We start from the raw sequence: 17,124 nt of genomic DNA on the forward strand, positions 1-17,124 counted from the left end.
GGAGGACTCCCATGGCCCCTGCCGCCGCTCCCGCGTTGCTCGTCTCCGATCACGTCGCCGGAGCGGTGTACGTCGTGGCCGTGCCCGACGGCACCGTCACCGCACGCCTGACCGGCCGCCATCTCTCCGAGCACGCCGGGTTCCTGGCGCTGCCGCGCGGCCGGGTGGCCTGTGTCGACGACCGCCGGGGCGAGCTCCTGGTGCTCGACCCCTTCGGCGACCGGCTCGTGGAACGCGCGGTCCCGGTCGCCGTACCGGCCGAGCATCTGGCCTGCGATCCGACCGGCCGTCTGCTGGCCGTCACCACCGGCCTGGGAAAGAACACCGAGCCGTGGTCGGACCTGTTGACGGTCGTCGACCTCGCCGACGGGGACGCGGCACGGGTGCGCACCCGCGTCGGCGAACCGGGCGTGACGGTGCTGGGCGGCGACGACCCGCTCGTCGTGCTGCGCCACCGCGAACCCGGGGCGCTGGCCGTCCACCGTTTCGCGGATCTCCTCGCGGCACCGGCCGGCTGCCCCGCCGTCACCCCGCACGCGCTCCTGCCGCTGTCCGACGACGGGCACGGCGACGCCCACGACCCGGCCTCGGGACGGGTGTTCGCGGCGACGGGCGAGGGCGTGCACACGGCCCGCCGGAAGGACGGCGCGCTCGTCGCCGAGACGGTGATCCCGTGGGGATCGCCCGCCCGGGGCTGGTACCTGCGCCTCGACACCCGCCGGCGGGCACTTTGGAGCGCCCTGCGCGGTGGCGCTCCGGACCCGCTGGCATGGCCGGACTGGACCAACCAGGCGTGGCGCCACGACCTGGAGACGGGCCGCACCTCCCGCGTCGACCTCGGCCCCGGACTGGTCTTCCGGCTCGCCCTCGCCCGGAGCCACACCGCCTTCACGCGCGTACACCCCGACGGCGACGAGCTGGTGCTCCTCGGCCCCGGCGACACCGCGCGCCGCGTCCCCCTCCCCGCCATGGACGGCGCGCCGCGCCGCGGCGGCACCCCCTGGGAGGGCGTTCAGCGCCGTGCGGTCGCCGCCTCACCGGGCTCCGACTGGGTGGCCGTCACCCGCGGCGGCCACGGCGAAGTGCACCTGGTCGACGCCCGGACGGGCCGGGAGAAGACCCGCGTGCGCCTGGACACGCCACTGGACCACGGCGGTCACCTGACGATGGTCGCCCCCGGCGACGGCGCCGACGGCGATCCCGTGGGCCGGTGACGTCACGGGCCAATGGCCTTGCCGTCCCCGGTGGTCACCGGCCGAGCAGCCGCACGGCCTCCACGATGAGGTCCCAGAACCCGTCCGCGTCCAGCTCCACGCCCACCTCCGTGTCGGCGGGCAGTCCCGTCACCCCGTCCAGGTCCACCACCGTCGCGCCCCGGGTGTACGTGCCCCTGAGCTCCACCCGCACCGCCGCCCGCACCAGGCGGACCAGCGACGGGTCGATCAGGTGGGCGACGGTGAGCGGATCGTGCAGCGGCGGCGCGTCGAAGCCGTACACCTCGCGGTAAGTGGAGGCGAAGTAGGTGAGCAAGTCGACGCAGAGCCGGCTCAGCGGGGTGCCGAGCGCGGCGATCCGGGCGACGACCTCGGGCGTGGCCCGCGCCTGGTGGGTGACGTCGAGGCCGAACATCGTCACCGGCAGCCCGCTGCCGAGGACGATGTCGGCGGCCTCCGGGTCACAGAGGACGTTGAACTCGGCGGCGGGCGTGGTGTTGCCGCGGCCCGTCGAGCCGCCCATGAGCACGATCCGCTCGATCCGCGCGGCGAGTCCGGGATGGGCGAGCAGGAAGGCCGCGATGTTGGTGAGCGGCCCGGTCGGCACGAGCGTGACCGGCGACGGGTGCGCGAGCAGGGTGTCCCGGATGAGGGTGAGCGCGTCGCGCGGGTCCTCGGGGACGTCCGGCTCGCCCTCACCGAAACCGGGGCCGTCCAGACCGGAGCCGCCGTGGATGTTCTCGGCGATCCGGCGCGGTCCGTGCAGCGGCCGGTCCCGGCCCGCCGCGATCGGTACGCCCCGGATCCCGGCCACCGCACAGACCCGGCGGGCGTTGAGCGTGGTCTTCTCCACCGTCTGGTTGCCCGCGACGGTGGTGATCGCGAGCAGTTCGACGGCGGGGTGCGCGGCGGCCAGCAGGATGTTGAAGGCGTCGTCGTGTCCGGGGTCGCAGTCGAGGATCACAGGGACCGGCATGTCCTCACCGTCCCACACCCGGCCCGCCTCGCGAAGCACGCCGCCGCCCCGGAACGTCCGTCGCGCCGCTCACGGCGCCCAGTACCGTGCCAGCGCCCCTTCCTGGTACGGGGCCGGGCTGACGCTCAGTTCGCCGGCGAAGGGGCGGTCGAGGACGAAGACGAGGAGCAGGCTGAAGCCGATGAGGGCGGCGACCGAGGAGACGAAGAGGAGCTGGATGCGCAGCTTGCGCATGCCGTACAGGAAGGTGAGCGGGATGAGGACGAGCGCGCCGCCGAAGGCCAGGGCCTGGAGCAGCGGGGGCAGTTCCTGCTCGGCCATGGTCAGCCGGGCGCGGCGCTGGGAGGCGACGTCGTCGAGGTGGCCGACGGCCTCCTCGTAGAAGACCTTCTCACGCGCCGTCTTCGGCTCGTAGGTCTGCAGCACGTCGTAGACGGCCTGGAGCTTGCCGGCGGTGGCGGCGTGGCTCGGCCGGCCTGCCCGCATCTGGGGCCACTGGTCCTCGACGACGGCGTGGACGTAGCCGCTCAGCGCGGCGTCGAGCCGGGCGCGGACCGGCGGCGGGAAGGCGGCGGCGTCGCGAGCGATGAGGGCCGTGTCGGTGGCCTCGGTGGCCACGATGGTCTGGGTGCTCTCCAACTGGGTCCAGAGGGTGACGATGACGAACGCCAGGATGATCCCGTAGATCGCGCCGAACATCCCGAGCGTCACCCCGACCATGTCGTTGTGCTCCCCCCGCGCGAGTGACGGGTGTCTGCGGCGGAGCAGCACGCTGCCGGTGACCGCGAGGACGACGGTGCCGCCGACGGTGAGCACGGCCAGGGTGAAGGTGCTGAAGTGGTTGAGCAGCCAGAGCGACATGTGCGCGGAGTCTAGGCAGGGGCGCGCCCGACGGCGCGCGCCTCGCACACGCCCCGGACGGCGGCGCGGGGGCACGAAAAGGGGCGCACGGCGCGGCGGTGACGGCCGCGGGCGCCGCGCGGTGCCCAGGTCGTGGCGCGGGGAATCCACACCATCGGGTGACCGGTGTCCCGGTCGGACGACGACGCAGGTACGGGCCCGGTCCGTCGGCACGGCCATTCCCGGGGGTCCGCTGTCAGACCTGACTGGCACGATGCCCGCATGGAACTCGTACACCCGCTCGATGGTTTGGACGCGCGTCCCTGGTCCTCTCTCCGGCATGCCTACGGTTCGGCCGACGATCTGCCGGATCTGCTGCGCGCGCTGGCCGGCCCCGCGCAGGAGGCGGCGGGCGCGGCGCTGTCGGAGCTGTACGGGAGCGTGTTGCACCAGGGGACGGTGTACGCCGCCAGTGCGGAGGTGGTGCCGTTCCTGGCGAGGATCGCGGCGGCGGGGCACCGGGTCGTGGACGTCCTCGCGCTCCTGGGCGGCCTGGCCGAGAGCGAGGACGAGCACGGTGTGGCCCCGGGCACAGTCCGGGATGCCGTGGCGCGCCAACTCCCGCTGCTGCTGCCCCTGTTGACGGACGGGGACCCGGAGGTCCGCCGGACCGCCGCGTGGGCGGTGTCCCACACGCGTGCGGCGGAGCTCGTGCTTCCGGCTCTGCGGCGGTGCTGGGAGGAGGAGACCGAGGCCCCGGTGCGCGCCGAGGTCCTGGCCGGGATCTCACGGCTCGACCGGGCGGCCGGCGCGGTGGCTGCGGCCACGGTACTGGCCCCGTCCGCGGCGCCCGAGCTGCGCCTGGCCGCGGTCTTCGCCTGTCTCGACGCGGACGTGCCGTGGACGCGGGCGCATCACACGGCGATGCTGTCCGTCCTGCCCGCCGATCCGCTGGCGGGCGGCCTCGACCTGGACCGCACGGAGCCGCTTTCCGCCGTCGTGGGGGCGCTGCTGCTCCGGGACCGCGCGCCGGACCGGGAGGCGGCGTCGGCACTGGTCGACGCGGCGCTGCGGGACGACCGGGCCGACGTGCGGGCCGAGGCCCGGTGGGCGGCCGAGCGCGCCTGCGTGCTCTCCCGGAGCGCTCCGGCGCGCCTGCTGGACGCGCTGCGGGCCGCGGCCGTCGACGAGGAGTCCGTCCTCGCGACGGCCTCGCTGTTCGGGCGTCTCGGCCCTGCGGCCGCTCCGGCCGCCGACGTCCTGGCCGGCCCGGCCGCGAGGAACCCGGGCCGGGAGGACGACGGCGCGGACCGCGCACTGGCCGCGCTCGTCCTCGTCGCACCCGGCCGGGCGGCCGGACCGCTGGCCGAGGGGCTCGGCCGGCGGCCGCGGGCGCTGGCCGCCGCGGCCGGGTTCCCGACCGACGACTCGCACGTCGGCTTCCCGTACGACGGCGGCCTGCTCACCGCCGTCCGGCGCCGCCTCGGCCGCCCCGAGGCGCTGAGCGGCAACGAGTCATGGCAGTTGACGGCCCTGCTGCGCGGCTGGGGCGCCCGGGCCGTACCGGCGCTGCCCGAGTTGTACGGGGCGCTCGCGCACGTCCCGGCACACGCCGCCCCGGCGATCGCCGCGATCGCCCGGTCCGCCGGTCCCGCCAAACGGGCGGAAGCGGCCCGGTGCCTGCGCGCGGCCGCCGGGAAGGGATCGCTTCCGGCGGCGCGGGCCCTCTACGACGTCACCGGCGAGCACACGCCCCTGGTGGACCTCCTCGCGGCGGAGCTCCGGCAGGGCCGGCACCGGGTCAGAGAGGCCGCGGTGACGGCGGCGGACCTCGGAGCACGGGCACGCGACCTGACGCCCGAGCTGCGCGCCGCACTCGGCGGGCCGGACGGCGGAGCGACCACGCCCGACCTGGACGCGGACACCGCTCTCGCCGACGCCCTGTGGCGGATCACCGGGGACGCCGCCACGACGGTCGCCGCCCTCGACTCCGTCTTCGCACGGGCGGAGTCCGGGCCCTGGACCCGGTGGGCCGTGGTGCGGGCCGCCCGCGCGACCGCTCTCCTCGGCCCGGCCGGGCGGCCGCTCACCGGCCGCCTGGAAGCCCTGCTCGACGATCCGGTGCGGGTGCCGGCGGCGGCCCTGGCGCTCGTGTCCGTGGCGGACCCGGCCGCGCTGGACCGTACGGCACTCGCCGAGGCCGTGCTGCGCTCCGCCGAGCGGGCGGCGGACCCGGACGGTGCCTGCGACGCCCTGCACGCCCTGGGCCGAGCCGCGCTGTCGGCCGAGCAGCTGCGCCGGCTCGCCGCGCTCGCCGACGGCGACCTGCGGACGATCCGCTGGGGTGTGGAGGACCGCGTCATCCGCCAGGACGAGGCCTTCCGCGGCCGCGTCCGGGACCTCCTCACGGCCTTCACCACGGGGGCCCCGGCCACGGCCACACCGTGAGCCGAGGCCGGGGGCTTGCCTTCGTGTGCACTCCAACGCCTAGCGTGCGGTGCTGCCGGACACGACACCGCACACGAGGGGGACGGACATGAAGCACGTCGAACTGGGCCGCACCGGGGAGCGGGTGAGCCAGGTGGGGCTCGGCTGCATGCTGATGGGGACGACGACGGACGAGAAGACGTCGGTCGAGATGCTCGACCGGTTCGTCGAGGCGGGCGGGACCTTCCTGGACACCGCCAACTGCTACTGCTGGTGGGAACGCCCGGGGAGCAACGGGGGCGAGAGCGAGGCGCTGCTCGGGCGGTGGATGGCCCGGGGCCGGAGGCGGGACCGGGTGTTCCTGGCCACCAAGGGGGCGGGCCTCGTCGTGAACGCGGAGGAGGCCCGGGTCGAAGGGGGCGGGGCGGACTGGAGCCGGGCACGGTTCGACGGGGCCGGGGCGGCGACCCTGCGGGCGTCGATCGACGACAGCCTGCGGCGGCTCGGCACCGACCATGTCGACCTCTACTACGTCCACGTCGACGACCGGGAGACGCCGCTGGAGGAGACCCTGGAGGCACTGGCCGGGATCGTGCGGTCGGGGAAGGCCCGGTACATCGGCTGGTCCAACGTCCGCACCTGGCGCATGGAGCGCATCCGCGCGCTGTGCGAGCGGTACGGCTGGCCCGCGCCCGTCGCCCTCCAGCAGCAGCACTCCTACCTGCGGCCCCGCACGGGCCTCGACGCGGCATCGGTGGTGGACCACGAACAGCTCGACTACCTGCGCGCCCACGAGGACCTGACCCTCGTCGCGTACTCGCCGATCCTGCGCGGCATCTACGACGACGCGGCCAAGCGGCGGGACCACTGGATGATGGAGCGGTACGCGGGACCGGACGCCGAGGCGCGGCTCCGGGTGCTCGGGGAGGTGGCGGCGGAGGCCGGAGTGACCCCCAACCAGCTGGTGCTGGCGTGGCTGCTGCACCAGACCTCGCCCCGGGCCGTCCCGCTGATCGGCCCGCGCACCCTGGAACAGTACGAGGCCGCCCTGCCCGCCCTCGGCCTCGCGCTGTCGCCGGAGCAGCTGGACCGCCTGGACGCGGCGGGCGCCTGACGGGGAACGACAAAGGCGAGGAAGGTGAACCCTCTCCTCGCCACTCTTAACTTATAGCGCACCGGGGGGCTTGCGGCAAGGCCCCCGTGATGACTCACAATCGCTCATCTATGAATCTCACCACCAGCGCTTTCGCCCTTTCCGGCCACCTCTCCGCCAAGGCCGACCCGGCCCTGATCTCCGCCGACGACCGGCACTTCGCGGCCGTCGCGGAGACCCTCCGGGAGTCGATCACCGACCTGTCCGAGCGCCTCGCCGTGCTGCGCCGGGCGCCGGGCGGCGCCGGCCGTGAGGCGATGGACCGGGACGCCGAGATCCACCGGCTGTCCGGGCGCCTGCGCACCCTGCGCCGCTTCGGGCTCGACCTGTGCCTCGGTCGCGTCGTCGCCGCGGACGGCTCCGAGCCCCTCTACATCGGCCGGCTCGGCCTCACCGACAGCGAGGGGAACCGGCTGCTGATCGACTGGCGCTCCCCCGCCGCCGAGCCCTTCTTCGCCGCCACCCACGCCGACCCGATGGGCCTGGCCAGCCGGCGCAGGTACCGCTGGACGAACGGCCGGGTCAGCGACTACTGGGACGAGGTGTTCACGGCCGAGGGTCTCGAAGGGCACGCCGCCCTCGACGACCAGTCCGCCTTCATCGCGAGCCTGGGCGGCAACCGGTCGGCTCGGATGCGGGACGTGCTCGCCACCATCCAGGCCGACCAGGACGCGATCATCCGCGCCGGGTCCCGCGGCGCGCTCGTCGTCGACGGCGGTCCCGGTACGGGCAAGACCGTCGTCGCCCTGCACCGCACGGCCCACCTGCTCTACGCCGACCCGCGGCTCGGGCACCGCCGCGGCGGCGTGCTGTTCGTCGGCCCGCACCAGCCGTACCTGGCGTACGTCTCCGACGTCCTGCCCAGTCTCGGCGAGGAGGGCGTGCAGACCTGCACCGTGCGGGACCTCGTACCCGAGGGTGCGACGGCCGGGGAGGAGACCGACCCGGAGGTGGCCCGCCTGAAGTCGTCCGCGGACATGGTCCGGTCGATCGAGCCGGCGGTCCGGTTCTACGAGGAACCGCCCACCGCGACCGTACGGGTCTCGACCCCCTGGACGGAGGTACGGATCGGTGCCGACGACTGGGCGGAGGCGTTCGAGGCCGCGGAGGGCATCCCGCACAACGAGGCGCGCGACCGGATCCGGGAGGAGCTGGGCACGATCGTCCTCGACCGGCTGGACGGCGTCCTCGACGAGGAGGTGTCGGAGGAGGAGTTCCGGCAGGCGCTGCTGCGCGACAAGGAGCTGGGCGCCACCCTCGACGGCGCCTGGCCGCTGATCGAGCCGACCGACCTCGTCGGCGACCTGTGGTCCGTACCCGCGTATCTGCGGCTGTGCGCGCCGTGGCTCGGCCCGGACCAGGTCCGCAGGCTGCAGCGGGCGGACGCGCAGGCGTGGACGGTGTCCGACCTGCCGCTCCTGGACGCGGCGCGGCAGCGCCTCGGCGACCCGCAGGCCTCGCGGCGCAAGCGCCGGCGCGACGCCGCCGTCGCCGCCGAACGGGCCCGCATGGCCACCGTCATCGCCGACGTGCTCGCGTCCGACCACGACGGCGAGGGCGCGGTGACGATGCTGCACGGCCGGGACCTTCAGGACACTCTGGTCGACGAGGCGGCGCTGCCCGGGACGGAGGCGGATCCGCTGGCCGGCCCGTTCGCGCACATCGTGGTGGACGAGGCACAGGAACTGACCGACGCGGAATGGCAGATGCTGCTGCTGCGCTGTCCGTCCCGCAGCTTCACCATCGTCGGTGACCGCGCCCAGGCCCGCCACGGCTTCACGGAGTCGTGGCGCGAGCGCCTGGAGCGGATCGGCCTCGACCGGATCGAGGTGGCCTCGCTGAGCATCAACTACCGCACGCCGGAAGAGGTGATGGCGGAGGCGGAGCCGGCCATCCGAGCCGCACTGCCGGACGCCAACGTGCCGACGTCGGTGCGCAGCAGCGGCGTTCCCGTCGTGCACGGTTCGGTCGCGGACCGGGACGCGATCCTCGGCGCGTGGCTCGCCGAGCACGCGGAGGGCATCGCCTGTGTCATCGGCGATCCCGCCTTCCGGAGCGGCACCGACCGCGTGCGGTCGCTGACGCCGGGGCTCTCGAAGGGACTGGAGTTCGACCTGGTCGTGCTCGTCGACCCGGAGAACTTCGGCGAGGGGGTCGAGGGTGCGGTGGACCGCTACGTCGCGATGACCCGCGCGACGCGGCAGCTCGTCGTGCTCAGGAGCGCGTGACGGGCCCCGCAGCCCGTGCGGCAGGGGTGACCAGGCCCGACTCGTAGGCGTGGATGACGAGTTGGGCGCGGTCGCGGGCGTGCAGCTTGGTCATGGCCCGGTTGACGTGGGTCTTCGCCGTGGTCGGGCTGATCACCATGCGGGCCGCGATCTCGTCGTTGGACAGGCCCTGGGCGACCAGGGCCACGGCCTCCCGCTCGCGGTTGGTCAGGTCGTCGAGTCCCGGGGCGGTGCCGAGATCCGCGCCGGGGGGCTGGGTGACGTAACGGTGGATCAGCTTGCGTGTGATGGAGGGCGCGAGCAGCGCGTCGCCGCGCGCCGCGACGCGTACCGCGTGCAGGAAGTCCTCCGGCACGATGTCCTTGACGAGGAACCCGGCCGCTCCGGCGCGCAGCGCCTCGAAGACGTACTCGTCGAAGCCGTAGTTGGTGAGGATGACGACGTGCACACCGGCGAGCGCCGGGTCGGCGGCGATGCGCCGGGTCGCCTCGATGCCGTCGACGAGCGGCATGCGGATGTCGACCAGCGCGACGTCGGGGAGGTGCCGGGCGGCCAGGGCCAGGCCCTCCTGCCCGTCGGAGGCCTCGGCCACCACCTCGATGTCGTCCTCGAGATCGAGGAGCGCGCGGAATCCGCTGCGGATGAGGGGCTGGTCGTCGACGAGGAGGACACGGATCACGGGGTTCACGGGGTTCACGGGGTTCACGGGATTCACGGGATTCACGGGGTCTGCTCCACGGGGAGTTCGGCCTGGACGGTGAAGCCGCCTTCGGGGCGCGGTGCGGCGGTCACCCGGCCGCCGAGGGCGGTGACGCGTTCCCGCATGCCGAGCAGCCCGAGGCCGGGGACGGGGGCGGGAGCCGTGCCCGGCGTGTTCCTGCCGTCGTCGTCGACGCGGATCACCACGGCGTCCGGGCGGCAGGCGACGCGGACCGACACCGTGGTGGCGTCGGCGTGCCGGGCGACGTTGGTGAGCGATTCCTGGACGATCCGGTAGACGGTACGGTCGACCGCGGCCGGCAGGTCGTGCCGCGGGCCGTCGGTCGTCAGGGTCGCGTCCAGGCCCATCCCCCGCGCCCGTGCCACCAGTCCGGGCACGTCGCCGAGACCCCGCGGCGGTGCCGTGTCGTCGTCGCGCAGCGCCTCCAGGGTCGCGCGCAGCTCGCGGCTCGCCTCGCGGCCCGCCGTCTGGATCGCCAGCAGGGCCTCCGGCACCTCCTCGCCGCGCCGCCGTGCCACGTGGACGGCGACCTCGGCCTGCACCTTGATCACGGAGATCTGGTGGGTGAGCGCGTCGTGCAGTTCGCGCGCGATGTGCAGCCGCTCCTCGTCGGCGCGGCGGCGGGCGGTCTCCTCCCGGGTGCGTTCGGCCTCGTCGGCCCGCCGCTCGGCCTGCCTCAGGGCCTCTCCCGCGGCACCGGCCGCGACCAGCCAGGCGATCTCGAGGGCGCCCCTGGCCTGGGCGAACGCCTCTCCCGTGTCGTGCAGTCCGGAGACCAGGGCCGCGAGCGGGAGCAGGGCGAGGACGACCACGCTGGTGGCGACCGTGACGGCGCGGTGGCCGGCTCGTACGGCCGCGTACACCGCGAACAGGAAGGCCACGGCGGCCACGTCGAAACCGGCCGCCTGATAGCCCACCGCCGACAGGGCGGTGACGGTCAGCACGGCGACGGGTGCCCGCCGGCGCGCCACGAGCGCCAGTCCGCCGACGGTGAGCAGCGCGTACCCGAGCGCGTCGAGGTCCGGTGCGGAGGCCGGGCGCTGCCCGGCCAGACCGGTGACCAGCAGGGCCGCGGCGACGCCGACGGCGATGCCCCCGTCCAGGGCCAGGGCGCGGAGGTCGGGCCGGCCGGCGGACGGCCACGGTGCCGAACGGTCCGCCCAGCGGCGCGCCGAACGGTCCGCCCACCGGGTGGCCGGCCGATCTTCCCGCCGCGAGGCCGGACGATCCGCCCACCGGGAGGCTGGGCGGCGGTCGGTGGACCGGTCGCCGGTCCCGGCCGGCGCGCCCGCAGTCGTCCCGCTCGTCCCGACCGTCGAGCCCGCTGTCGACCCCCTCGCCACCCCGGCCGTCTCGCCCCCTGTCGTCCCGACCGTCACCCCGGCCGGCGACCGCCGATCCCCCGGCCGCTCCGTCGGCTCATCCGTACGCATGCGCGCACCCTAGCCGGAGGCACCGCCCGGGCGGATCACCGTCCAGGAGGAGCGGGCGACTACCACGTACGCGGTAGTCCCACGGCTCCTGCCGCGGGCGCGGTAGCGCGAAGTGTCCGCGGACGACGGACGACCGGCGGGGGTGCGCGGCGACATGCTCGGTGGCACATCCCGTCACCGGAAGAAGGAGCACCCCATGTCGCTGTCGTCCGTCCTCGCCCCCGTGCACTCGGCGGCCCCGGCGCAGCTGCTCGCCGCCGACGTCACCGCGATGTCCCCCGGGCGCCTGGCCGCCTCCACCTCCGCCCTCGTCGCCCTGGTGGGGGTCGTCGCCGGTGCGCTGGCCCTGGCGCGGGCCGTCGGCCGCCTCCGCTCCGGGAACGCGCGGACCGGGGCGGTGATCGCCCTGGTGGCGAGCCCGCTCGGCGCGGCCGTCGGCCTGGTGGTCGTGCTCACCGCTAAGGGCGGCCTCGGCACGGGCAACGGCCTGGGCGGCGGCGTGGTCGCGGCACTCCTCGGCGTCGTCGGTCTGGTCCTCGGCGGCCTGGCGCTGTCCCGGTCGCGCGGGTCCGGGTCGCGCGGGTCCCGCTCGGCCCGCTCCCGCACCGCCTGAGTCCCCGGCGCGACCGGTGCGAGGCCGGCAAACCGACTGCGCGAAGGGGCAGTTCGTCCTGCCCCCGCCGCCCAGGGGCCGGCCTGGACGGGGCACGGGCGGGTCGCGACGCTGGAGGCGGGGCTCGGCCGCCCCCTTCCGCGGACGTCTTCGGGGAGTTGACGATGAGCGCGTACGACCACGACCACGACCACGAGACCGGGCACGAGCACGAGCACCGGCAGGAGCACGAGGCCGACCACGGGCGGGGCGACCTCCTCGGCGCCCCCGACGCGAGGGCCCAGGACGGCGGCCCCGGTGCGGCGCGGCTCTTCGAGGCCGCGGCGGCCGGCCGTACGGATGTGGTGGGCGCGTCGGGTCTCGGCGTCCTCCAGCGGGCCGTGGGCAACGGGGCCGTCGGCGCGATGGTGCAGCGCAGCCGGAGCGCGGAGCCCGAGGCGGAGGACCTGACCGGGGGCGGGGAGCGGGCCGGGGCGCGTTCGCCGGTGCACGACGTGCTCGCCTCGGGCGGCGGGCAGCCGCTGGACGCCGAGACCCGCGGCGACATGGAGGCCCGGATGGGCGCCGACTTCTCGGATGTACGGATCCACACCGACGCCGCGGCCGACGCCTCCGCGAAGGGCATCGGGGCGCACGCGTACACCGTCGGGAACAACGTGGTCTTCCAGCGGGAGGCGTACGACCCGGCGTCGCCGCAGGGCCGGACGACACTGGCGCACGAGCTGACCCATGTGATCCAGCAGCGCAGCGGGCCGGTCGAGGGCACGGAGGCGCCGGGCGGGATCCGGGTCAGCGACCCCTCGGACCGCTTCGAGCGGGAGGCCGTCGCCAACGCGGAACGGGTCCTCGCCGAACCGGCCCGCGCCCCCGCATCCACACCCACAGACGCGTCCGCCCCCGCGCCCGCCGCCTCCGCCGCGCCCGCCGTCCAGCGAGCGGCGGAGGAGGACGAGGACGAGCAACCCGCCGATGTGGAGGGGTCGTTCGTACAGCGGGCGGCGGAGACGGGAACCGAGGAGGAGGAAGAGGCCCCGCCCGCGTAAGGGACGCACGAGCGGGGCCCCGGGCCCTGTGCGGACGGGACCGCCCGGCCCTACGGCGGCCGGACCCCCCGGCCCTACGGCTTCGTGCTCTGCATCGTGCCGCCGAGGAACAGGGACTCGGCGCAGCGGCTGGGGGTCGGGGCGTTGACCGGCCGGCCGATCTTGCGGCAGTCGACGGTCATGGTCACCCGGCCGCCGGCGGGCACCGTGATCGGCGTGACGAAGTGGTAGTCGGAGTCGCGGAAGTTCTCCAGGGCGAGGGTGAGGACCCGCGCGCCGCGGTTGACCGTGACGACCACCGTGCCCGCGTCGCCCTGCGGGTTCTGGACCACGATGTCGGTGAGCCGGAAGGTCTTGCCGGCCGGGACGGTCAGCGCGGTGCCGCTGCTCGAACCGCCGCCGACCCCGTCCCTGACCTGCACCTGGGCGCTGGTCGGCACGGGCGGCGGGAGGGGCTTGGCACTGGGGCCGGTGCTCGCCGTGGGGGTGGGGGCGGGGGTGGGAGAGGCGGTGCTGCCGGAGCCGCCTCCGGTCGCCCCGCCGGTCTGGCCTGCCGTCTGCCCGCCCGTCTGGCCACCGGTCTGGCCGCCCGTGCGGCCCCCGCTCCTGTCGGGATCGGTGGTCGCGGAGGCGATGACCTCCGGGGTGATCGCCTCGCGGGCCGCGGACTTCACGGCCGGCCGCAGCAGCCCGTACCAGAAGCCGGTGAGGAGCAGGGCGAGGACGCAGGCGACGATCAGGGCGCGCGGCAGCCAGCGCGGCAGGATGGGTTCCTGCTGGTAGGAGCCGTCGAGGACGACCGGGGCGGGCGGTTCCTCGCCCTCGGGGGCGGGCGGCGCGACCACGGCCTGGAAGGTGTGGACGAGCGGGGTGCCGCGCCAGAGGCGTCTGCCCGGCTTGACGCGCAGTTCGGCGAAGGCCGCGCGCCCCGGCTCGATGGTCAGCTCGGGACGCGTGAAGGAGATCCGGGCGCGCTCGGTGCCGGAGCGGGCGGTGAGCCCCACGGTGAGGGGGGCGTTGCCCCGGTTGTCGACGGCGACCTTGTGCGCGCCGCGCAGGATGCCGTGCGAGCCGCGGGGCACAATCTCGGCGGTGATCTCGGTGAACGGCGCGACGGTGACCCGGCCTTCGGGCACGACCGGTTCGGCCTGGCCGCTGGTGGGCACCACACGGATGCCGAAGGGAGTCTCGCCCGCGGGCACGGACGGGTCGCGGGGCGGCCGGAAAGTGACGGAGACGGTCTCCGCGCTGCCGGGGTAGAGGGAGAGCGTCGCCGGTTCCACCGTCGTCCAGGCGGCGCAGGCGCCGGCCGCCTCGAAGCGGTACTCCTCCACGGTGGAGCCGGAGTTGCGCACCTGAAGAGGGAGGGTCGTCTCTTCGCCCGGTACGGCGGTGACGGACGACGCGTCGAGGCTTGCCGTAAGACTCATGGGCGCACCGTAGGGTCCGGGCCCGTCGGCGGCATCGCCGGAGAAGGAACACTTTCGGGCAGATTCCGTGCCCAAAGCAACGACCCGGTTTTGGTGACGCTCGGTCAGGGAATTTCCTGTGCGCCGAACTACCGTTGATGCAGGCGTTGTCGACGCCGCGGAGGGCTGCCACGGGGGCGTGTGGGTCCCGGCGTCGGCCGCCGCTCGTCCGGGGGGAGCCCGACCATGGAACGTACGGCTGTCGCGTTACGCGCGCAGGACCCCATCTCGCAGGCCGGGGTGACGAGTCAGTTACGGGCCCGGCCGGAGATCACCGTGACCGAGTGGAGCGAGAGCGCCGACCCGGCGCCCGAGGTCGTCGTGCTCGTCGTGGACGGCGTCGACGAGGACGTGCTGCGGCTGCTGCGCCACATCCGGCGCACCAGCACCGCTCGCGCGGTGCTGGTCACGACGGACATCGACGAGCAGAAGCTGGTGAGCGCGGCGGAGTGCGGGGTCGCCGGGGTGATCCGGCGCTCCGAGGCGACCCCGGAGCACCTGGTGCACGTCATCGGGACGGTGGCGAAGGGCGCCGGCCATCTGCCGTCCGACCTGGTGGGCCGCCTCCTGGAGGAGGTCGGCCGGCTCCAGGGCCAGGTCCTCGGCCCACGGGGGCTGCACTTCACGGGGCTCGCGGCGCGCGAGGTGGACGTACTGCGGCTGGTGGCGGAGGGCTACGACACGGCGGACATCGCCGCGAAGCTCTCGTACTCCGAGCGCACCATCAAGAACGTGCTGCACGCGGTCATCACCCGGCTGCAGCTGCGCAACCGGTCGCACGCGGTGGCCTATGCGATGCGCCAGGGACTGATCTGATCCGCCGCGTCCGGAAGGCCCGTCCAGAAGGGCCGTCCAGCTGACCGCCGCTGCCCGTTCGGGCACAAACCCTACCCCCCGCAGGGGACTTCGCGCCGCAGACGGTACGGGCCGGATGCGGGATCCTCGGTCGGTCGGGCGCCAGGAGGACGAGGGGGTCGTGCGGTGGGCTGGTTCCAGTGGTCCCGGAGGACGGGCGGTCGGGCGCGGGGGCGTGCCGTCCTCGCCGTGCTCCTGCTCGCCGCCGGGGCCGTACCGGCGACGACGGCCGCCACCGCCGTACCGGCCCCGGTGGAGCCGGTGACGCCCGCCGCCGTGTCCCGGTCCCTGGACCCCGGGGAGTCGCTCGCCGTCGACAAGCGGGTCCTGACCCCGCCCGTACCGCCACGGCCGGAAGTGGTGCTCCTCGTGGACGGCACCGGGAGCATGGAACCGGTCATCGCGGACGTCCGGCGCGGGCTGCCGGACATCATCGACAAGGTGCGGTCCCACCAGTCGGACGCCCGGTTCGCGGTGACGACGTTCGGCGACCAGGTGGGCGACGTCGACGCCGGGTTCAGCGTGACGGCCGAACTCACGGACGACGACCGGAAGTTGCGGGACGGCGTGGACGCGCTCGACGCGGATCTCGGCTACGGCAGCAACGGGCCGTCCGAGGACTGGATCAACGGCCTGTGGCAGATAGCGAACGGTGCCGGCGGCAAGACCGTGTTCCGGGAGAACTCCAGCCCCGTCGTCGTCCTCGTCAGCGACGCGTCCAGCCACAATCCCAGCAACGGCCACACCATCGAGGACACGATCCTCGCCCTCCAGGACAAGAACGCCAGGGTCCTCGGCGTCGACGTCGACACGCCCAGGGGCGACGGACTCGACGGCAATGGAGACGCCGGCATCCCCGGCCAGAAGGAGGACCCGCCCACCACCCCGGGCCAGGCCACCCGCATCATCGAGGCCACCGGCGGCCGGAAGCTGTCCGGGATCGACCCGGACCGGGTCGCCGAGGCCATCGTGGAGGGCCTCGGCAATCTGCCCACCCGGGTCGGGCACCGGTTGAACGACTGCGACCCGGGCCTCACCGTGATCCTCGACCCGCCCGTGCGCGATGTCGTCAGCGGTGAGACCGCCGCCTTCGCCGAGACGATCACCGTCGCGCCGGACGCGCCGCAGGGCGCGACGCTCACCTGCACCGTGGAGTTCCTGCTCGGCACGCGCGCACCGGACAGCGCGACGGTCGGGCCGGCCGCGACCGTCGACCCGGGCTACGAACAGGAGATCTCGATCACCGTCAACGACGTGTCCGCCCCGGTCGTCACCGTCGACGACCGCACGGCACGCGCCCGGGACGACGCCGGCGCCCGCATCGACTACACGGCCACCGCCGTGGACGCCAACGACGGCGCGCTGACGCCGACGTGCGCGCCCGCGTCCGGATCGGTCTTCCCGGTGGGCACGACCACGGTCACCTGCACCGCCACCGACGGATCCGGGAACACCGGCACGGACACGGCGGTCTTCCGGGTCCTGCCGCCGCCGGTGCCGCCGTCCGCCGACGTGGCCGTCTCCGTCTCCCTCGCCCCCGCCCGTACGTACACGGGCCGGGCGGTCGTCGCCCGCTACACCCTCACCAACGCGGGCCCGGACACCGCGCGGACCGTCTTCGCCGACGCGAGCTGGCCGGCCGGGCCGGGGCGCGCCCTGTCCCGTACCGACCGCTGCACGACGGCCGCGCCCTGCGTCATCCCGCCCGGCGGCCGGGTGGTCGTCACCCAGACGGCCACGTACCCGCAGGCGGTCACGGGTACGGTCCGGGTGCGCATACGCGGCTTCCCCGCCGACCCGGAGCCGGCCGACAACACGGCCACGGCGCCGCTGCGGGTGCTCCAGCCGCGCCTGGAGGTCACGCCCCAGGTGGTCAGGCCGGGCGAGCCCGTGATCGTACGGGGCACGGACTTCCCGCCGGGCGAACGGGTGCGCCTCGTCTGGTCCGCGGGTCTCACCGCGGACAGCGCCCCGCTGACGGCGGGCCGGGACGGCCGCTTCGAGGCGCAGGTGCTCGTCCTGCGCAAGGACCGGCTGGGCCCGCGGACGCTGCGCGCGGAGGTCGCGCGCCTGGAACGCCTCGAACAGCCCGTGCTGGTGGTCCAACGCGCCCTGCAGCCGCCGGACTTCGCGGGGCGGGGGTGACGGTCCG

The 17,124-nt window shown here is 75.0% G+C and carries 13 protein-coding genes; 8 read left to right on the forward strand and 5 right to left on the reverse strand.

Translation table 11 applies throughout. The annotated features are described in order from the left end of the window. Positions 1-11 precede the first annotated feature (11 nt). Positions 12-1,214, forward strand: a complete 1,203-nt coding sequence (locus tag ABTZ91_RS26600) for a hypothetical protein (RefSeq protein ID WP_352079761.1) — start codon at positions 12-14, stop codon at positions 1,212-1,214. A gap of 34 nt (positions 1,215-1,248) precedes the next feature. Here the strand turns inward: ABTZ91_RS26600 and ABTZ91_RS26605 are convergent, their stop codons facing one another. Then, on the reverse strand, positions 1,249-2,190 hold the full coding sequence (locus tag ABTZ91_RS26605) for a nucleoside hydrolase (RefSeq protein ID WP_352079762.1): 942 nt from the start codon (positions 2,188-2,190) through the stop codon (positions 1,249-1,251). A 69-nt stretch (positions 2,191-2,259) separates the two neighbouring features. Then, positions 2,260-3,051 (reverse strand): DUF4239 domain-containing protein, encoded by a 792-nt coding sequence (locus ABTZ91_RS26610; protein WP_352079763.1) that lies wholly within the window; start codon positions 3,049-3,051, stop codon positions 2,260-2,262. Between the two features lie 261 nt (positions 3,052-3,312). Between ABTZ91_RS26610 and ABTZ91_RS26615 the strand changes: the two genes are divergently transcribed. The 3 genes from ABTZ91_RS26615 (at position 3,313) to helR (ending at position 8,838) form a co-directional block, all read left to right on the forward strand. Next, complete coding sequence (locus ABTZ91_RS26615; protein WP_352079764.1) at positions 3,313-5,478, forward strand: HEAT repeat domain-containing protein; 2,166 nt, start codon at positions 3,313-3,315, stop codon at positions 5,476-5,478. Between the two features lie 88 nt (positions 5,479-5,566). Next, a complete protein-coding gene (locus tag ABTZ91_RS26620) occupies positions 5,567-6,571 on the forward strand; it encodes an aldo/keto reductase (RefSeq protein ID WP_352079765.1) in 1,005 nt (334 codons plus the stop codon). A 110-nt stretch (positions 6,572-6,681) separates the two neighbouring features. After that, positions 6,682-8,838 (forward strand): RNA polymerase recycling motor ATPase HelR, encoded by a 2,157-nt coding sequence (gene helR / locus ABTZ91_RS26625; RefSeq protein ID WP_352079766.1) that lies wholly within the window; start codon positions 6,682-6,684, stop codon positions 8,836-8,838. Here the strand turns inward: helR and ABTZ91_RS26630 are convergent. Beyond that, positions 8,825-9,517: a response regulator transcription factor gene (locus tag ABTZ91_RS26630; protein ID WP_352079795.1), complete on the reverse strand. Its 693-nt coding sequence runs from the start codon at positions 9,515-9,517 to the stop codon at positions 8,825-8,827. The genes helR and ABTZ91_RS26630 overlap by 14 nt on opposite strands. 41 nt (positions 9,518-9,558) lie before the next feature. Beyond that, positions 9,559-10,662 carry a sensor histidine kinase gene (locus ABTZ91_RS26635; RefSeq protein WP_352079796.1) on the reverse strand — a complete coding sequence of 368 codons (1,104 nt, stop codon included), beginning with the start codon at positions 10,660-10,662 and terminating at the stop codon, positions 9,559-9,561. Positions 10,663-11,188: 526 nt separating this feature from the next. On the opposite strand from ABTZ91_RS26635, the gene ABTZ91_RS26640 reads away from it, so the two are divergent. Together ABTZ91_RS26640 and ABTZ91_RS26645 are read left to right on the forward strand one after the other, a co-directional pair. Beyond that, positions 11,189-11,605: a DUF6223 family protein gene (locus ABTZ91_RS26640; protein ID WP_352079767.1), complete on the forward strand. Its 417-nt coding sequence runs from the start codon at positions 11,189-11,191 to the stop codon at positions 11,603-11,605. Between the two features lie 164 nt (positions 11,606-11,769). Then, positions 11,770-12,648, forward strand: a complete 879-nt coding sequence (locus tag ABTZ91_RS26645; protein ID WP_352079768.1) for a DUF4157 domain-containing protein — start codon at positions 11,770-11,772, stop codon at positions 12,646-12,648. 74 nt (positions 12,649-12,722) lie between these two features. Here ABTZ91_RS26645 and ABTZ91_RS26650 read toward each other — a convergent pair whose 3' ends face one another. Further along, complete coding sequence (locus tag ABTZ91_RS26650; protein ID WP_352079769.1) at positions 12,723-14,078, reverse strand: hypothetical protein; 1,356 nt, start codon at positions 14,076-14,078, stop codon at positions 12,723-12,725. 225 nt (positions 14,079-14,303) lie between these two features. Here ABTZ91_RS26650 and ABTZ91_RS26655 point away from each other — a divergent pair, with 225 nt between their 5' ends. Together ABTZ91_RS26655 and ABTZ91_RS26660 are read left to right on the forward strand one after the other, a co-directional pair. Next, positions 14,304-14,933, forward strand: coding sequence for a response regulator transcription factor (locus ABTZ91_RS26655; protein ID WP_352079770.1), 630 nt, complete (start codon positions 14,304-14,306; stop codon positions 14,931-14,933). A gap of 228 nt (positions 14,934-15,161) precedes the next feature. Continuing rightward, positions 15,162-17,117, forward strand: a complete 1,956-nt coding sequence (locus ABTZ91_RS26660) for an HYR domain-containing protein (protein WP_352079771.1) — start codon at positions 15,162-15,164, stop codon at positions 17,115-17,117. Positions 17,118-17,124 lie beyond the last annotated feature (7 nt).

Source organism: Streptomyces sp. NPDC126499 (assembly GCF_040302485.1).
Taxonomy (GTDB): domain Bacteria; phylum Actinomycetota; class Actinomycetes; order Streptomycetales; family Streptomycetaceae; genus Streptomyces.